Source organism: Pseudomonas sp. IT-P260, assembly GCF_949768395.1.
Classification (GTDB): Bacteria; Pseudomonadota; Gammaproteobacteria; order Pseudomonadales; family Pseudomonadaceae; genus Aquipseudomonas; species Aquipseudomonas parakoreensis.
Window position 1 is genome coordinate 40,576 of sequence record NZ_CATKPO010000040.1, and the last position, 16,138, is coordinate 56,713.

Here is a 16,138-nt window from a genome sequence, read left to right on the forward strand (position 1 = left end):
CTACATGTGGAAGGTTCCCGTGACTCAGAAGCCCGACCAGTGTCTTGGTGAATGGATCGACCGTGAAGCACTCGCAGAAGCGATGATTCCGCTTATCGGTCAGCTCTACCGCAATAACAACGTGGTGAGCTCGATCTATGGCCGCAGCCTGATCAACCAGTCTGTCATCGCGATTCTCAAAGCTCACCGCTTTGCTCGCCACCGTTCCTCCGACGATAGCGAACTCTCCGTCCACGAAACATTCCCTCTGCTGAAAGCCATGAGCGAGCTCAAGCTCGGTGCGGCTTCGGTAGACCTGGGCAAGTTGGCGTTCAAATTCCGCAGCGAAGGCAATGGCCGCAGCGCCGAGCAGTTCGTGCGTGAAGAACTGGCTGACGTGGTTGGTCAGCAAAACGCTTCGGCCCGTAAAGGCACTGACGTTGTGCTGTACGGCTTCGGTCGTATCGGCCGTCTGCTGGCGCGCATCCTGATCGAGAAAACCGGTGGTGGCGACGGTCTGCGTCTGCGTGCCATCGTCGTGCGCAAGGGCGCCGAAAACGACCTGACCAAGCGCGCCAGCCTGCTGCGTCGCGATTCGGTACATGGTCCGTTCAACGGCACCATCGTCATCGACGAAGAAAACAACACCATCACCGCCAACGGTAACCTGATCCAGGTGATCTACGCGAAGAACCCGACCGAGGTGGATTACACCCAGTACGGCATCAAAGACGCGCTGCTGGTGGACAACACCGGTGTATGGCGCGACGCCGATGGCTTGGGTCAGCACCTGCAATGCCCGGGTGTGGCTCGCGTTGTTCTGACCGCGCCTGGCAAAGGCAAGCTGAAGAACATCGTTCACGGTATCAACCACAACGAAATCACCGCTGACGACAAGATCGTGTCCGCCGCTTCCTGCACCACCAACGCCATCGTGCCGGTGCTGAAGGCTGTGAATGACAAGTTCGGCATCATCAACGGTCACGTCGAAACCGTTCACTCGTACACCAACGACCAGAACCTGATCGACAACTTCCACAAGGGCGATCGCCGTGGCCGTTCCGCCGCGCTGAACATGGTCATCACCGAGACCGGTGCTGCCACCGCTGCTGCCAAGGCTCTGCCTGAGCTGGCCGGCAAGCTGACCGGTAACGCGATCCGCGTTCCGACGCCAAACGTGTCGATGGCCATTCTCAACCTGAACCTTGAGAAAGCCGCCAGCCGTGAAGAGATGAACGAGTACCTGCGCTACATGGCGCTGCACTCCGATCTGCACAAGCAAATCGACTTCGTCAACTCGCAGGAAGTGGTGTCCACTGACTTCGTGGGTTCGCGTCACGCCGGTGTGGTCGACGCTGAAGCGACCATCGTTCAGGACAACCGCGTTGTGCTGTACGTCTGGTATGACAACGAGTTCGGCTACAGCTGTCAGGTGGTTCGCGTGATGGAAGACATGGCCGGTGTAAACCCGCCAGCGTTCCCGCGCTAAGCCTTCGCTGCAAATGAAAACGCCCCGACTTAGGTCGGGGCGTTTTTTTATGCCTGCTGAATCTTTATTGCCTGTACCGGCCTCTTCGGGAGCAAGCCCCCTCCCACAGGTTTGGCGGTGTTCACACAATCATGTTGGCACCACCGGACCTTGTGGGAGGGGGCTTGCTCCCGAAGGCGTTTTATCGGGCGCCGCCTGCCACGGCCGCTTGCGCAGTCCGCAGCTCATGCTTATTGCCACGGAACAGCACCAGCGTCGCAATCAGTCCCAGCACCGCCGCACCGCTGAGCCAGATCCCCGGCGCAGCCTTGTTGTCCAGCACGTGGATAAGGTAAGTACAGGCTGCCGGCGTGAAGCCACCAAAGGTCGCCGTCGCCAGGCTATAGGCCAGCGAGAATCCGGTGGTGCGCACTTCCACCGGCATGATTTCGGTCAGAGCCACGACCATCGCGCCGTTGTACGAACCGTACAGGAACGACAGCCACAGTTCGACGATCAGCAGATGACTGAAACTCGGGTTCGCCACCAGCCACGACAGCGCCGGATAGGCGGTCAGGATCGCCAGAATGGTCGCCGCCAGCAGTAGGGGTTTGCGCCCGATCTTGTCGGACACCGCGCCCATCACCGGCAGCCAGAAGAAGTTCGACAGACCGATGCACACGGTCACCAGCAGCGCGTCGAAATCCGACAGATGCAGTTCAGCCTTGCCGAAGGTCGGGGTGTAGGCGGTGATCAGGTAGAACGAAACCGTGGTCATCACCACCAGCGCCATGCCGGCGATGACGATGCCAAAGTTCTGACCGATTGAGCGGACGATTTCCCGCAGGGTAGGGCGATGTTTACGCGCCTGGAATTCCGGGGTTTCCTCCAGCGAACGACGAATGACGAAGATCACCGGAACGATCATGCAGCCGATCAGGAACGGCACGCGCCAGCCCCAGTCACCCATCTGTTCCGGGCTCAGCCAGTGGTTGAGACCCACTCCGAGCAGGCCGGCAAACACCACCGCCGCCTGCTGGCTGGCGGACTGCCAACTGACGAAAAAGCCTTTGCGGCCCGGCGTGGCGATTTCCGCCAGATACACCGAAACACCGCCCAGCTCGACGCCGGCCGAGAAGCCTTGCAGCAAACGACCGAACAGCACGATCAACGGCGCTGCGACACCCAGAGTGGCATAGCCCGGCACGCAGGCGATCAGGATCGTACCGGCGGCCATCAACGCAAGGGTAATGATCAGGCCCTGGCGACGACCGTGACGGTCAATGTAGGCACCAAGGAAGATCGCGCCCAGCGGACGCATCAGGAAACCGGCACCGAAGGTGGCCAGGGACAGCATCAAGGAAGCGAAGGCGCTGTCGGCCGGGAAGAAGGTTTTGGCGATGGCCGTGGCGTAGAAGCCATAGACCATAAAGTCGAACATCTCGAGAAAATTGCCGCTGACAACGCGAAAAATCGCTTTGCCTTTGCCCGTGGTCGAGGACATTTTCAGTTACTCATTATTGGTTTCTTATGACGCGTTGCATCCGTTGGGGAGCGTGCGGGCCTTTGATCCATAATGGCTGGCGCGCTTTTATGGGGAGATGAAGAATTGTTCACTGGACGGTGGGTTTGGCTTGTGAGTGTGGTGGTTGTCCTCGTGGCCTGTGGCAACGGTGATTCCCTGGAGAGTTTTGGTGGCCCGACCATGGGCAGCACGTATTCGATCAAGTACGTGCGACACGCGGGTATTGCCGAGCCGGCGCAAGTTCGCCGGGAAGTGGAAGGTATCCTCGCTGACGTGGATCGACAGATGTCGACCTACCGCAGTGATTCCGACATCGAGCGCTTCAATGCTTTGCCGGCGAACAGCTGTCAGACCCTGCCTGCCGCTGTGCTTGAATTGGTCCGCGTTGGCGAACAACTGTCAGAGCAAAGCGAAGGTGCCTACGACCTGACTGTCGAACCGCTGATGAACCTGTGGGGGTTCGGCCCGCAAGGGCGTGAAGAGAAAGTCCCCGACCCCGCCGTGCTGGCCGAAACCCTGCAGCGAGTCGGCTACCGCCATTTGCGTATCGACGGCGACCGCTTGTGCAAGGACGCCGCTGTCGAGGTCGACTTCAACAGCATCGCCGCCGGATACGCCGTCGACTCCATCGCCGCCCGTCTCGAATCGATGGGCATCGATGACTATCTCGCCGAAGCCACCGGTGAACTCAAGGCCAAAGGCAGAAAGCTCGACGGCTCGTCCTGGCGCATTGCGCTGGAGGAGCCGCGTGATGACCAGCAGGTGGCCGAACGAATCATTCAGGTCGATGGCTATGGCGTGTCCTCCTCCGGGGATTACCGCAACTATTTCCTGCAGGATGGCCGGCGCTATTCCCACACCTTCGATGCGCGGAGCGGGGCGCCGGTCCTGCACAGCCTGGCGTCAGTCACGGTGATTCATCCTTCAGCGTTGATGGCCGATGGACTATCGACGCTGTTGCTGATTCTCGGGCCTGAAAGGGCTTGGGACTATGCCGAAAAACACGACATTGGTGCATTCTTCGTGATTCGTGCCGATACAGGCTTTGTTATTCGCACCAGTGCGGCTTTCGAGCGCCTGAGTCGCGCAAAAGTTGACTGAAAACAGTACGAAAGCTGGCGTTGTAGTGCAGGCAAAAGTAGCCTACGACGCGACCAAGGGTTAATGTGCGCGGCGTTGACGCTTCTATAGACTGTGTCCGGGTTCTTTACTGGCCCCCAATTGTTCCTTCGCGCCGCGATTCGGCGTGATTTAGCCGCCGGTGCTGCTGGCACCGCGGCCTGTTCTGAGGAGTACGCATGGCTGTCTACAACTACGACGTGGTGGTGTTGGGTTCCGGCCCGGCGGGAGAAGGCGCGGCAATGAACGCCGCCAAAGCAGGGCGCAAGGTGGCGATGGTCGACAGTCGTCGCCAGGTCGGCGGCAACTGCACCCACCTGGGCACCATCCCGTCCAAGGCCCTGCGTCACTCGGTGCGGCAGATCATGCAGTTCAACACCAACCCGATGTTCCGGGCGATCGGCGAGCCACGCTGGTTCTCCTTCCCGGACGTGTTGAAAAGCGCTGAAAAGGTTATCTCCAAACAAGTCGCTTCGCGCACCGGCTATTACGCCCGTAACCGCGTCGACGTGTTCATCGGTACCGGCAGCTTTGCCGACGAGCAAACCATCGAAGTGGTCTGCGCCAACGGCGTGGTCGAGAAACTGGTGGCCAAGCACATCATCATCGCTACCGGTTCGCGTCCGTATCGCCCGGCGGACATCGATTTCAATCACCCGCGTATCTACGATAGCGACACCATCCTCAGCCTCGGCCACACCCCGCGCAAACTGATCGTTTATGGCGCCGGTGTGATCGGTTGCGAATACGCCTCGATCTTCAGCGGTCTGGGCGTGCTGGTCGAGCTGGTGGACAACCGCGGTCAGTTGCTGAGCTTCCTCGACTCGGAAATCTCCCAGGCGTTGAGCTACCACTTCAGCAACAACAACATCACCGTTCGCCACAACGAAGATTATGATCGCGTTGAAGGCGTGGACAACGGCGTGATCCTGCACCTGAAGTCCGGCAAGAAGATCAAGGCCGACGCTTTGCTCTGGTGCAATGGCCGTACCGGTAATACCGACCAGCTGGGTCTGGAAAACATCGGGGTCAAGGTCAACAGCCGCGGCCAGATCGAAGTCGACGAGGCTTACCGCACCTGCGTGCCGAACATCTACGGCGCCGGCGACGTGATCGGCTGGCCAAGCCTGGCCAGTGCCGCCCACGACCAGGGTCGCTCGGCGGCCGGCAGCATTGTCGATAACGGTAGCTGGCGCTTTGTGAATGATGTGCCGACCGGCATCTACACCATTCCGGAGATCAGCTCGATCGGCAAGAACGAGCAGGAACTGACCCAGGCCAAAGTGCCGTACGAAGTCGGCAAGGCGTTCTTCAAGAGCATGGCGCGTGCGCAGATCGCCGGCGAGCCGCAAGGCATGCTGAAAATCCTGTTCCACCGTGAAACCCTGGAAGTGCTGGGTGTTCACTGCTTCGGTTATCAGGCGTCGGAGATCGTGCACATCGGTCAGGCGATCATGAACCAGCCGGGTGAGTTGAATACGCTGAAGTACTTCGTCAACACCACGTTCAACTACCCGACCATGGCCGAAGCCTATCGGGTAGCGGCGTACGACGGCCTCAACCGGCTTTTTTGACGGGCTCCGGCCGGTGGCCTGAGCCGGCCGGGGAGACCGATTTCAGCAATTCTCGAGGGTGGCAGTGGCCAAACCGGGAAAGTCTGTAATCAGGCTGTCAACGCCGAAGTCGGCGAGTCTGCGCATCAGCGCAGGCTCGTTGACGGTCCACACCGACACATGCAGCCCCTGACGCTGCGCCTTCTGCAGGCGTTCCGGCGTACACAGTGTCCAGTTCAGCGCCAGAATCTCACAGCCATAGCTGGCGGCGACCTTCAACGGATCGAGCCAGGCGTATTCGGCGACCAGCCCACGCGACACGTCCGGCACCAGCTCCAGCGCCGCCTTCAGCACTTCCCGCGAACTCGAAGTAATGGTGACCTTGTCCAGCAAGCCATGACGCTGGGCCATTTCGCGAATCGCCAACACGGTGGTGGCGGCGCGGGTGCGTGAAGCGCTTTTGACTTCCAGTTGCCAGTGCTCGAAATCGCACTGCTCGAACAGTTCTTCCAGGGTCGGAATCGGGCATGGCTTGATCCAGCCCGGGCCGCCCTTGCGCGCGTCGTAGGTCACCAGTTCGGCGGCGGTGTGCTCGACCACCTTGCCGCGCCGGTCGGTGGTGCGCTTGAGGGTCGGATCGTGGATCACCATCAGCTCGCCGTCCTTGGACAGGTGCAGATCCAGTTCGCAACGGCGTACGCCGTGCTTGAGACATTCCTGAAAACTGGTCAGGGTGTTTTCCGGTGCTTCGCCCTTGGCGCCGCGGTGGCCGTAGATGAGGGTCACGGTGCTTCCTTAATTTAAATGCCTGATTCGTTCTGTTCACGGGCCAGGCGTCGTTCCTGGGCCTGTTTCTGCAAGATATAGCGGGCGAGCAACTGGCGCTGGGCGTCGGTCAAGTGTTCGAACTCGGTACCGACGTCGTAGCCATCGCCCTTGCGGTCGCAATGGGTGACGCGGGCACGCAGCAGCAGGCCCAGTGCCTGCGGCATCAGCACCAGTTTCACCGACAGGTGCGCGCCAGTGGCGATCAGAGTCGGGTGCTGAAAGTCGATTCCGCCTTCGGAGAGGATCACCGGTTGTGGCTCGCCGATATGGCCGAGCACGGTCAGGGCGACCACCTGGCTGAGCAGGTCGATGCGTTTGTTCTGGGATTTGAGGAACGCGGCAATCGCCCGGTCGCGCTCGCTGATCTGGCGCAACAGGTGCTGCGACTCGAATTCGCTCAGGTGCAGTTCGCTGAGCAGGTTGAACAGCGGGGAAGCATCCTGCAACACTTCCTGGCCTGCGGCTTCGGGAGCGGACAGGGGCCGAATTTCCAGTGCGATCATGTCCTCGATACGGTAGTATTCGCGGCGATCTTCTTCATCTAATGTCGACATGGCGAACCCATGGTAGCGGCGGTGGTCTGAGTGTAAAGCTGGTTATCGACCCCCGCCACAAGGACGTTCCTTTTCCCTCCGAACAAGCCCCGACATGTTCAGACCTCTCTTCGTATTTATCGGCACGCGTTATACCCGTGCAAAGCGTCGCAATCATTTTGTGTCATTCATTTCCCTGACTTCGATGATCGGGCTCGCCCTCGGCGTGATCGTGATGATCGTGGTGCTCTCGGTGATGAACGGCTTCGATCATGAGATGCGCACCCGCGTGCTGGGCATGGTGCCCCACGCGACTCTTGAAACCGGCGAACCGATCAACGATTGGCAGAGCCTGGCCGCCAAGGTCAAGCGCAACCCGGAGGTGACGGCGGTTGCGCCGTTCACCCAGATGCAGGGCTTGCTGACCAACAACGGCCAGGTGTCCAAGGTGTTGCTCAACGCCATCGACCCCGCGCTTGAGCGCAATGTGTCGATCATCGACAACTTCATGAAGCAGGGCAAACTCGACGATTTGACGCCGGGCAGCTTCGGCATCGTCATCGGCGACAAGGCCGCGACCAAGCTCGGCGTGGGCCTCGGTGACAAAGTCACCTTCGTCGCGCCGGAGGTCAGCGTGACCCCGGCCGGGATGTTCCCGCGCATGAAGCGCTTTACTGTGGTCGGCATCTTTCATGTTGGCGCCGGTGAGCTGGACGGCTATCTGGGCGTCACCAACCTGCAGGATCTGGCGAAGATGCACCGCTGGAAGCCTGATCAGGTGCAGGGCATCCGGTTGAAGTTCGATGATCTGTTCCAGGCACCGCGCGTGGCCTGGACCATCGCCCAGCAGTTGGGCGAAGACCATTACTACGCCCGCGACTGGACCCGTACCCACGGCAACCTGTATCAGGCGATCCGCATGGAAAAAGCCATGATCGGTCTGCTATTGCTGCTGATCGTCGCGGTGGCTGCGTTCAACATCATTTCCACGCTGGTGATGGTGGTAAATGACAAGAAGAGCGACATCGCCATTCTGCGTACCCTCGGCGCCACGCCAGGGACGATCATGCGCACGTTCATGGTGCAGGGCACCGTGATCGGCGTGGTCGGTACGGCGATTGGTGCGGTGCTCGGTATTCTCGCTGCGCTCAACGTCAGTGCGGCGATTTCCGCCCTCGAAGGGCTGATCGGCCACAAGTTCCTCAACGCCGATGTGTATTTCATTGATTACCTGCCGTCGCAGGTGCAGAGCCAAGACGTGGTCATGGTCTGCGCTGCTGCGTTGGTCCTGAGTTTCCTCGCCACCCTGTATCCCGCCTGGCGTGCTGCGCGCACCCAGCCGGCGGAGGCGCTACGTTATGAGTGAGTCGGGCATGAGTGATAAAGCAATCTTGAGTTGCCGCAACCTGGGCAAATCCTACGAGGAAGGCCCGGAGTCGGTGCAAGTGTTGGCCGGTCTGCAACTGGAGTTGCACCCGGGCGAGCGTGTGGCGATCGTCGGCAAATCCGGTTCGGGCAAAAGTACCTTGCTCAACCTGCTGGGCGGTCTCGACACCCCAACCGAGGGCAGCGTCTGGCTTGACGGCGAAGAACTGTCAGCGCTGAGCGAAAAGAAGCGTGGCCTGCTGCGTAACCGTGCCCTCGGGTTCGTGTACCAGTTCCACCACTTGCTGCCGGAATTCACCGCGCTGGAAAACGTCTGCATGCCGCTGCTGATCGGCAAGACCGCGATCCCGCAAGCACGTCAACGCGCTACGGCGTTGTTGGAGCGCGTGGGACTGGGCCATCGTCTGGAACACAAACCGGCCGAGCTGTCCGGTGGCGAGCGCCAGCGTGTGGCCATCGCCCGTGCGCTGGTGAACAATCCAGGCCTGGTGATGCTCGACGAGCCAACCGGCAACCTTGATTCGCACACCGCCGAAGGCATCCAGGATCTGATGCTGGAACTCAGCACTTCGATGCGCACGGCGTTCCTGGTGGTGACTCACGACATGAACCTGGCCCGCCAGATGGACCGCGTCCTGCAGCTGCAGGAAGGCTGCCTGACCAGCATCTGACCGACCGAAACCCGGTGCCTGTCCAAGGCATCGGGTCTTTTATTTTTATACGGTGCCCCAGCGAATGTTCAGACCGTTATCGATCTTTATCGGCACGCGCTATACCCGCGCCAAGCGCCGCAATCGCTTTGTTTCGTTCATCTCGATGACTTCGATGATCGGGCTCGCCCTCGGCGTGCTGGCGATGATTGTGGTGCTGTCGGTGATGAACGGCTTCCAGCGCGAGATGAGCTCGCGCATCCTCGGCATGGTGCCGCACGCGACCATCGTTGGCGTCAAGCCGATTGATGATTGGCAGCCGGTGGCCGCCGCCGCGCTGAAAAATCCCGAAGTGACCGCCGCCGTGCCGTTCACCGAGATGGAAGGCATGCTGTCCTACAAGGGCTTGATGCAGCCGATCCAGATCAGCGGCGTCGATCCGGCCCAGGAAGGCAAGGTGTCGATCGTGGCCCAGCACATCGTGCAGGGGCGTCTTGATGACCTGAAGCCGGGTGAGTTCGGGGTGGTGATCGGTGAAATCACCGCGCGCCGCTTCCGTCTCAATGTCGGCGACAAGATCACCCTGATCGTCCCGGAAGTCAGCACCGCACCGGGTGGCATCACCCCGCGCATGCAGCGCCTGAACGTGGTCGGTGTATTCAAGGTCGGCGCCGAGCTGGACGGCTCGATGGGCCTGATCCACGTGGCCGATGCCGCCGCCATGCAGCACTGGCAGCCGAATCAGGTGCAGAGCGTGCGCCTGGCGGTGAAGGATCTGTACGCTGCGCCGAAAGTCTCCTCGGACATCGCAGCGGGGCTCGGTGCCGAGTTCAAGGCTGACGACTGGACCCACACCCAGGGCAGTCTGTTCAGCGCGATGAAAATGGAAAAAACCATGATCGGCCTGTTGTTGCTGATGATCGTCGCGGTGGCGGCGTTCAACATCATCGCCACGCTGATCATGGTGGTGAACGACAAAGGCGCGGACATCGCCATCCTGCGCACCATCGGCGCCACGCCACGGCAGATCATGGCGATTTTCATGGTGCAGGGCACGGTGATCGGCATTGTCGGTACCCTCATCGGCGGCGTGCTTGGCGTAATTGCCGCGCTGAACGTCAGCGAGATGGTCGGCTGGGTCGAGCGCGTTACCGGGCAGCACATCTTCAGTTCCGACGTGTACTTCGTCAGCAACCTGCCTTCGGAATTGCAGGGCGGGGATGTGCTGTTGATCTGCTCGGCGGGCTTTATTCTGAGCTTCCTGGCGACGGTGTACCCGGCGTTGCGGGCGGCGAAGATCGAGCCGGCTCACGCGCTGAGATATTCGTAAACTTCAATACCGCCTTCGCGAGCAGGCTCGCTCCCACAGGGAAATGCATTCCAATTGTGGGAGCGAGCCTGCTCGCGAAGAGGCCGGTCCTATTGACCTTATTCTCCTTTGGGCAACTCGATCACAAACCGCGTCCACCCCGCAGCCGATTCGCAACGGATCTGCCCACCATGCGCCCGGACGATCGACTGGGTAATCGCCAGCCCCAACCCCGCATGCTCACTGCTGCCTTCCTGCCGCGCCGGATCGGCACGATAGAACCGGTCAAACAGCCGTGGTAACAGCTCTGCCGAAATCTCTTCGCCACTGTTCTCCACCGACACCTGCACCGCATGCGGCTGATCGACGATGGACAGGCGCACGCTGCCTCCCGCTGGAGTAAAGCGCAGCGCGTTATCCAGCAGATTCGACAAGGCCCGGCGCAGCATGCTGCGATCGCCTTCAATACGCGCATGACCTTGGCGGCTCAGCGTCACCCCGGCGTCTTCGGCCAGTGGCGCGAAGAATTCGAGCAACACATCGCTTTCATCCGCCAGTTCCAGCGCCTCGCGCTTGGGCATCAGCAATCCATGGTCAGCCTTGGCCAGATAAAGCATGTCGTTGACCAGTTGGGCCATCCATTGCAGTTCTTCGAGGTTGCTGTGCAGGGCTTCGCGGTAATCCTCAAGCGGCCGCGGGCGAGTGAGGGTGACCTGGGTGTGGGTCAGCAGGTTCGACAGCGGTGTGCGCAGTTCATGGGCGATGTCGGCAGAAAACGCCGACAGCCGCTGAAACGAGTCATCGAGGCGTCCGAGCATGGCGTTGAAGCTGTGGGCCATTTCTGCCAGCTCCGGCGGCATTTGCGCTTCCGGCAGTCGGGCATTGAGCGACTGTGCAGAAATCCCACGGGCGACTGCACTCATGCGCCGCAGTGGGCGCAAGCCGCTGCGCGCCGCCCAGGCGCCGAGCAGCGCGGTGGCCAGCGCCGACAGCCCGACGGTCAGCCAGATCAGATGCTGCATGCGTTGCAGGAAGTGCTGGTGATGGGTGATGTCCAGCAGCAGCGTCAGTTGTGGTGTATCGGACTTGTCCGGGTAGAGCGGGGCGTTGAGCACGCGGTAGTCGGCGCCGTCATGGCTGATGGTCGACAGGCCGGATTGTTTCGGCAACTCCGTAGGGATCTGCGTCGAACTGTCGTACCAGCGCTGGCCGTCACTGCCGGTAATACGCAGCGCCAGATCGGCCTGGCGGCTCAGCTCATCCGCCAGCCGTGCCTCACGCTGAGCGGGTTGCACATCCTGCAAGGCCCGGCGCAGGCCGATCAGTTTGCCATCCAGCAATTGCTGATCGAGCTCAATGAAGTGCGCCTCGCTGGCGCGGCTGAACAGCACCCCGGCGAACAGCGAGACCACGGCGGTGCACGCGGCAAACAGCAGAGCCAGACGAGAACTCAGCGACAGGCGACGCATCAGGCTGGACGCTCTTCAAGCACGTAACCCATGCCACGCACGGTGTGGATCAGTTTGTTGGGGAAGTCATCGTCGATCTTCAGGCGCAGGCGACGGATCGCCACTTCGATCACGTTGGTGTCGCTGTCGAAGTTCATGTCCCAGACTTGCGAGGCAATCAACGATTTCGGCAACACTTCACCCTGACGGCGCAGGAGCATTTCCAGCAGCGCAAACTCCTTGGCGGTGAGGTCGATGCGCTGGCCACTGCGTTCGACCCGGCGGCGAATCAGGTCCAGGCGCAGGTCGGCCAGTTGCAGGCTGGTTTCCTGGGGTGTCGCACTGCCCCGGCGTAGCAGGCTGCGCACCCGCGCCAGCAACTCGGAGAAGGCGAACGGTTTGACCAGATAGTCGTCGGCGCCGAGTTCGAGGCCATGAACCCGATCCTCGACTGCATCTTTGGCGGTAAGAAACAGTACCGGCGTGTCGAGGCCGGCACTGCGCACCGCTTGCAGAATCTGCCAGCCACTGCGCCCGGGCAGCATCACGTCGAGGATCAGCAGCGCGTAATCACCGCTCAACGCCAGTTGCTGGCCGCTGTTGCCGTCGGCCACCAGTTCCGTGTTGAATCCGGCCTCGGTCAGGCCCTGGCGCAGGTAGTGGCCGGTTTTCGGTTGGTCTTCGACGATCAGCAGTTTCATGGGCGACTCGAATATAGAGAAACGAAAGCGTTATACCGTGGGAGCAGACGGCGCGCGCCAACCTGACAAAGTTGTAATCTGCCTGTCAGGTAGCTGCCAGCGCAGGCGGGCTAGAGTTTCCCACAGGCTGAACCTTTTCTTGTTGGAGTAAGACTATGTTTTTGCGCAATCCTCTGGCCGTCGCCGCCTGTTTACTGGCGTTGAGTTCACCTGTCTCGGCCGCGCCCGCACACACTTATGATTTTGGCCAACCGGCACCAGCAGCCAAGGCTACTCGCAGCATTGAAGTTGTACTGAACGACATGTCGTTCGACCCCAAGGCGATTCAGGTCAAGGCCGGTGAGACGGTTCGCTTTGTTCTGGTGAATAAAGGTCAGTTGCTGCACGAATTCAACCTCGGTGACGCGGCGATGCATGCCCAACACCAGCAGGAAATGTTGCAGATGCAGCAAAGCGGCATGCTGACGCCTACTGGCTTGAAAGAAATGTCCCACGACATGGCGGGCATGGATCACGGCAGCATGGGCCACGGCATGCAGCACGACGACCCCAACAGTGTGCTGGTCGAGCCTGGCAAGACCGCCGAGCTGACCTGGACCTTCAGCAAGGCCACCGGCCTGGAATTTGCCTGCAATATTCCCGGGCACTACCAGGCGGGCATGGTCGGCAAACTGACTGTCAGTCAGTAAGCACTCAAAGACGGGCGCAAAGGCTGATAGAATCCGCTGATTCTTCAGTCAGGTTTCCGCCATGCATCCCGCAGCCGAACATTCGCCGCTGGGCAAATCCAGCGAATACATCGCCACGTACACGCCGTCACTGCTGTTCCCGATTCCGCGCACCGCGAAATGGGCCGAACTGGGCCTGACCGCCGAAACCCTGCCGTATAAAGGTGTGGATTTCTGGAACTGCTTCGAACTTTCGTGGCTGCTGCCCTCGGGCAAACCGGTGGTGGCGATCGGTGAATTCAGCATTCCGGCGGATTCGCCGAACATCATCGAATCGAAGTCGTTCAAGTTGTACCTGAACTCTCTGAACCAGACGCCGTTTACCGACATCGCGAGCCTGGAAGCAACACTGGTCAAGGACTTGTCGGCCGCTGCCGGCAAACCGGTCGGCGTACGCGTGCGCAGCCTGAAAGAGGTCGAGGCCGAAGGCGTCGTGGCGTTGCCGGGTGTGTGCATCGACGATCTGGACATCAGCGTCAGCAACTATGAGCATCCGCGTCCGGAACTGCTGCGTTGCGATGATGCGCGGATTGTCGAAGAAAGCGTGCACAGCCATCTGCTCAAATCCAACTGCCCGGTGACCAGCCAGCCAGACTGGGGCAGCGTGGTCGTGGAATATCGCGGCGCGGCACTGGATCATGCGAGCCTGCTGGAATACATCGTCAGCTTCCGCCAGCACTCGGACTTCCACGAGCAGTGTGTGGAGCGGATCTTTCTCGACCTGCAGCGTTTGCTGAAGCCGGAGAAGCTCACGGTGTTTGCACGGTATGTGCGCCGCGGCGGGCTGGATATCAACCCGTATCGCAGCACTGAAGCGGTACAACTGCCGAACCATAGACTGGTCCGTCAGTAAACATCTGAATTGTGGGAGCGAGCCTGCTCGCGAAGGCTGTGTGTCATTCAGCGATGATATCGACTGACACGACGCCTTCGCGAGCAGGCTCGCTCCCACACGGGACTGTGTTCAAATTGTGGAAATGAAAAAGCCCTGCCAGCGATGACAGGGCTTTTTTGTATGGCGGGGAATCAGATCCCCATGCTGCCCAGCGCATTGACGATATTGCGCAGGGTGCCGGCAATGGCCGGGTGTTCCACTTCGAAGCGTTCCACCGCCAGGTTCACACCGTCTGCGATGCTGGTTTCCTGCGTGACGCTTTCCAGTTCGATTTCCGATTCAATCTGCGCCATCAGCGCATGCAGATCTTCACGCTCGGCTTCGGACAGCGGCGGATTCTGCTCCAGTTGCTCGCGCAGGGTGTCGAGTTGTTTTTGCAGTTCTTGGGCGGGCATGGTGGTTTCCTTTTATCAAGAGGCACTGGCATTGACCGCAGCCGCGCGCCAAAGGTCTATGGCTGACCTTTAGATTAATCCACTCTGCTGCAACCTGCATGATCCCGGTCAGGGCTTTTCGCCCTTGAGGCGGCGCAGGTTGATGTCGGCCAGGCAGGTGTCGAGTTCGCCCAGATGATCGATCACCGAATGCACGCCCAGATTGAACAACTGCAGGGTCGCCTTGCCACGCCGCTGTTCGCGTTCCTGTTGGCTCAAGGCTTGCCACTCGCTCGGCGACAGGCCGCACAGCGAGCCGCAGGACGCCAGGCCAATGGTCCACAGCCCGGCGTTGAGGCCCGATTGCAGCAGGCGCGGCTCGCCACTGACCAGCACGCAGCCATCCAGACGGCTGACGTTCAAGCCCATCAGCGCCTGCCAGCAGGCATTCGGCGCGGGCCATGGATTGATTGTTGCTGAATATTGCGTAGGTTTGATCCACGCCGGCAGCGAGGCCGCCAAAGGGTGCGCGAGGGCAGGGGGCAACTCATCGATCCACGCACAGGGAATCTCCTGGCGCTGCAGGCTGAGCAGGCTGTCGAGGGCGCCGGGTGTGGCGTCGGCGTGCTCGGGCAGCATGCTGGCGTGTTGCCGGGCACGGGCACCGAAATCCACCAGACAGCCACTGAGTCCGAACAGCACGGCGGTCAGGCCGGGCGCGGCGACAGGCAAGGCTTCAGCGTGGGTCATGGCAACGTCCCTGAAATAGTCATGAGGTTAGGCGACATCGGTGACAGCTGGATGACAGGTGTGTGAAGGCGCTCTCTGGAAACGTCCTGCATTACTCTTGACAGGTAGACTGCCCAAAACGGCTTTTGCGCTTATACTAGCGGTCTTAACGCTTGGGCCGACGGTGCCCGCGCCAGTACGAATCCAAGGAGCTTTTCTATGCGCTGGAGCAATCCTCTCGCTCAGCTATGTGTATGTGCCAGCGTCTTGCTGGTTCCGTTCGCCGCCAATGCTGCAACGGAAGAAGACCCTTGGGAAAGCGTCAACCGCCCGATCTTCCAGTTCAACGACTTCGTCGACACCTACGCGCTCAAGCCGCTGGCGCAGGGCTACGAGTACGTGACGCCGCAATTCCTTGAAGATGGCATCCACAACATGTTCCGCAACGTCGGTGACGTCACCAACCTGGCGAACAATATTCTGCAGGCCAAGCCCGCAGCCGCTGGTGTCGATACCGCGCGCATCATCTTCAACACCACGTTCGGCCTGCTGGGCTTCTTCGATGTCGGCACCAAAATGGGCCTGAATCGCAGCGATGAGGACTTCGGTCAGACCCTCGGTTACTGGGGCGTCAGCAGCGGCCCTTACGTGATGCTGCCGTTGCTCGGCCCGAGCACCCTGCGTGATGCGCCGTCGAAGTACGTCGACAGCTACACCGGTCCGTACCGCTACATCAACGACGTGCCTGTACGTAACTCGGTGTTCGGCCTGAACATCGTCGACACCCGCGCCAGCCTGCTGTCGAGCGAGAAGCTGATCAGCGGCGACAAGTACACCTTCATCCGCAACGCCTACCTGCAGAATCGCGAGTTCAAGGTCAAGGATGGTCACGTCGAAGATGATTTTTAATCTC

Annotated in this window: 16 protein-coding genes; 9 read left to right on the forward strand and 7 right to left on the reverse strand. The window is 60.5% G+C overall.

Features of this window, described 5'->3' with window-relative positions; all coding sequences use genetic code 11:
- Nucleotides 1–4: 4 nt before the first annotated feature.
- Nucleotides 5–1,468: a glyceraldehyde-3-phosphate dehydrogenase gene (locus ACM6HV_RS19100; protein WP_003226583.1), complete on the forward strand. Its 1,464-nt coding sequence runs from the start codon at nucleotides 5–7 to the stop codon at nucleotides 1,466–1,468.
- A gap of 181 nt (nucleotides 1,469–1,649) precedes the next feature.
- Here ACM6HV_RS19100 and ACM6HV_RS19105 read toward each other — a convergent pair whose 3' ends face one another.
- Nucleotides 1,650–2,951, reverse strand: coding sequence for an MFS transporter (locus tag ACM6HV_RS19105; RefSeq protein WP_096797170.1), 1,302 nt, complete (start codon nucleotides 2,949–2,951; stop codon nucleotides 1,650–1,652).
- 72 nt (nucleotides 2,952–3,023) lie between these two features.
- On the opposite strand from ACM6HV_RS19105, the gene ACM6HV_RS19110 reads away from it, so the two are divergent.
- On the forward strand, nucleotides 3,024–4,073 hold the full coding sequence (locus ACM6HV_RS19110) for an FAD:protein FMN transferase (RefSeq protein WP_414905013.1): 1,050 nt from the start codon (nucleotides 3,024–3,026) through the stop codon (nucleotides 4,071–4,073).
- 197 nt (nucleotides 4,074–4,270) lie between these two features.
- Nucleotides 4,271–5,665 (forward strand): Si-specific NAD(P)(+) transhydrogenase, encoded by a 1,395-nt coding sequence (gene sthA / locus ACM6HV_RS19115; protein WP_041068973.1) that lies wholly within the window; start codon nucleotides 4,271–4,273, stop codon nucleotides 5,663–5,665.
- Nucleotides 5,666–5,707: 42 nt separating this feature from the next.
- Here the strand turns inward: sthA and ACM6HV_RS19120 are convergent, their stop codons facing one another.
- A complete protein-coding gene (locus ACM6HV_RS19120) occupies nucleotides 5,708–6,430 on the reverse strand; it encodes a glycerophosphodiester phosphodiesterase (protein WP_041068969.1) in 723 nt (240 codons plus the stop codon).
- Nucleotides 6,431–6,444: 14 nt separating this feature from the next.
- Nucleotides 6,445–7,026, reverse strand: coding sequence for a PilZ domain-containing protein (locus ACM6HV_RS19125; protein ID WP_414905014.1), 582 nt, complete (start codon nucleotides 7,024–7,026; stop codon nucleotides 6,445–6,447).
- A gap of 94 nt (nucleotides 7,027–7,120) precedes the next feature.
- Between ACM6HV_RS19125 and ACM6HV_RS19130 the strand changes: the two genes are divergently transcribed.
- From ACM6HV_RS19130 to ACM6HV_RS19140, 3 genes are all read left to right on the forward strand, one after another.
- On the forward strand, nucleotides 7,121–8,371 hold the full coding sequence (locus tag ACM6HV_RS19130; protein WP_041068963.1) for a lipoprotein-releasing ABC transporter permease subunit: 1,251 nt from the start codon (nucleotides 7,121–7,123) through the stop codon (nucleotides 8,369–8,371).
- A gap of 7 nt (nucleotides 8,372–8,378) precedes the next feature.
- The gene (lolD, locus tag ACM6HV_RS19135) at nucleotides 8,379–9,062 is read left to right on the forward strand and encodes a lipoprotein-releasing ABC transporter ATP-binding protein LolD (RefSeq protein ID WP_186448464.1); all 684 of its coding nucleotides are present in this window, start codon (nucleotides 8,379–8,381) and stop codon (nucleotides 9,060–9,062) included.
- Between the two features lie 64 nt (nucleotides 9,063–9,126).
- Nucleotides 9,127–10,371 carry a lipoprotein-releasing ABC transporter permease subunit gene (locus tag ACM6HV_RS19140; protein ID WP_414905015.1) on the forward strand — a complete coding sequence of 415 codons (1,245 nt, stop codon included), beginning with the start codon at nucleotides 9,127–9,129 and terminating at the stop codon, nucleotides 10,369–10,371.
- Nucleotides 10,372–10,469: 98 nt separating this feature from the next.
- Here ACM6HV_RS19140 and ACM6HV_RS19145 read toward each other — a convergent pair whose 3' ends face one another.
- Entirely contained in the window at nucleotides 10,470–11,819 is a 1,350-nt protein-coding gene (locus ACM6HV_RS19145; RefSeq protein WP_414905016.1) for a heavy metal sensor histidine kinase, read from the reverse strand.
- Complete coding sequence (locus ACM6HV_RS19150) at nucleotides 11,819–12,499, reverse strand: heavy metal response regulator transcription factor (protein ID WP_127650274.1); 681 nt, start codon at nucleotides 12,497–12,499, stop codon at nucleotides 11,819–11,821. The genes ACM6HV_RS19145 and ACM6HV_RS19150 overlap by 1 nt, the downstream gene beginning before the upstream one ends.
- Before the next feature lie 155 nt (nucleotides 12,500–12,654).
- On the opposite strand from ACM6HV_RS19150, the gene ACM6HV_RS19155 reads away from it, so the two are divergent.
- Both ACM6HV_RS19155 and queF read left to right on the forward strand, forming a co-directional pair.
- Nucleotides 12,655–13,188 carry a plastocyanin/azurin family copper-binding protein gene (locus ACM6HV_RS19155; RefSeq protein ID WP_414905017.1) on the forward strand — a complete coding sequence of 178 codons (534 nt, stop codon included), beginning with the start codon at nucleotides 12,655–12,657 and terminating at the stop codon, nucleotides 13,186–13,188.
- 61 nt (nucleotides 13,189–13,249) lie between these two features.
- Nucleotides 13,250–14,080, forward strand: coding sequence for an NADPH-dependent 7-cyano-7-deazaguanine reductase QueF (queF, locus tag ACM6HV_RS19160; protein WP_414905018.1), 831 nt, complete (start codon nucleotides 13,250–13,252; stop codon nucleotides 14,078–14,080).
- A 173-nt stretch (nucleotides 14,081–14,253) separates the two neighbouring features.
- Here the strand turns inward: queF and ACM6HV_RS19165 are convergent, their stop codons facing one another.
- Nucleotides 14,254–14,517, reverse strand: coding sequence for a DUF4404 family protein (locus ACM6HV_RS19165; RefSeq protein WP_007968210.1), 264 nt, complete (start codon nucleotides 14,515–14,517; stop codon nucleotides 14,254–14,256).
- Nucleotides 14,518–14,625: 108 nt separating this feature from the next.
- Nucleotides 14,626–15,246, reverse strand: a complete 621-nt coding sequence (locus ACM6HV_RS19170) for an HAD family phosphatase (protein ID WP_145594886.1) — start codon at nucleotides 15,244–15,246, stop codon at nucleotides 14,626–14,628.
- Between the two features lie 198 nt (nucleotides 15,247–15,444).
- Here ACM6HV_RS19170 and ACM6HV_RS19175 point away from each other — a divergent pair, with 198 nt between their 5' ends.
- Nucleotides 15,445–16,134, forward strand: coding sequence for a VacJ family lipoprotein (locus ACM6HV_RS19175; protein WP_041074007.1), 690 nt, complete (start codon nucleotides 15,445–15,447; stop codon nucleotides 16,132–16,134).
- Nucleotides 16,135–16,138: the final 4 nt, after the last annotated feature.

Bases quoted from the DNA above. Each gene is read 5' to 3' on its own strand.
- ACM6HV_RS19100 (WP_003226583.1), top strand. From the start codon at position 5: ATGTGGAAGGTTCCCGTGACTCAGAAGCCCGACCAGTGTCTTGGTGAA.
- ACM6HV_RS19105 (WP_096797170.1), bottom strand. From the start codon at position 2,951: ATGTCCTCGACCACGGGCAAAGGCAAAGCGATTTTTCGCGTTGTCAGC.
- ACM6HV_RS19110 (WP_414905013.1), top strand. From the start codon at position 3,024: ATGGCTGGCGCGCTTTTATGGGGAGATGAAGAATTGTTCACTGGACGG.
- sthA (WP_041068973.1), top strand. From the start codon at position 4,271: ATGGCTGTCTACAACTACGACGTGGTGGTGTTGGGTTCCGGCCCGGCG.
- ACM6HV_RS19125 (WP_414905014.1), bottom strand. From the start codon at position 7,026: ATGTCGACATTAGATGAAGAAGATCGCCGCGAATACTACCGTATCGAG.
- ACM6HV_RS19130 (WP_041068963.1), top strand. From the start codon at position 7,121: ATGTTCAGACCTCTCTTCGTATTTATCGGCACGCGTTATACCCGTGCA.
- lolD (WP_186448464.1), top strand. From the start codon at position 8,379: ATGAGTGATAAAGCAATCTTGAGTTGCCGCAACCTGGGCAAATCCTAC.
- ACM6HV_RS19140 (WP_414905015.1), top strand. From the start codon at position 9,127: ATGTTCAGACCGTTATCGATCTTTATCGGCACGCGCTATACCCGCGCC.
- ACM6HV_RS19145 (WP_414905016.1), bottom strand. From the start codon at position 11,819: ATGCGTCGCCTGTCGCTGAGTTCTCGTCTGGCTCTGCTGTTTGCCGCG.
- ACM6HV_RS19150 (WP_127650274.1), bottom strand. From the start codon at position 12,499: ATGAAACTGCTGATCGTCGAAGACCAACCGAAAACCGGCCACTACCTG.
- ACM6HV_RS19155 (WP_414905017.1), top strand. From the start codon at position 12,655: ATGTTTTTGCGCAATCCTCTGGCCGTCGCCGCCTGTTTACTGGCGTTG.
- queF (WP_414905018.1), top strand. From the start codon at position 13,250: ATGCATCCCGCAGCCGAACATTCGCCGCTGGGCAAATCCAGCGAATAC.
- ACM6HV_RS19165 (WP_007968210.1), bottom strand. From the start codon at position 14,517: ATGCCCGCCCAAGAACTGCAAAAACAACTCGACACCCTGCGCGAGCAA.
- ACM6HV_RS19170 (WP_145594886.1), bottom strand. From the start codon at position 15,246: ATGACCCACGCTGAAGCCTTGCCTGTCGCCGCGCCCGGCCTGACCGCC.
- ACM6HV_RS19175 (WP_041074007.1), top strand. From the start codon at position 15,445: ATGCGCTGGAGCAATCCTCTCGCTCAGCTATGTGTATGTGCCAGCGTC.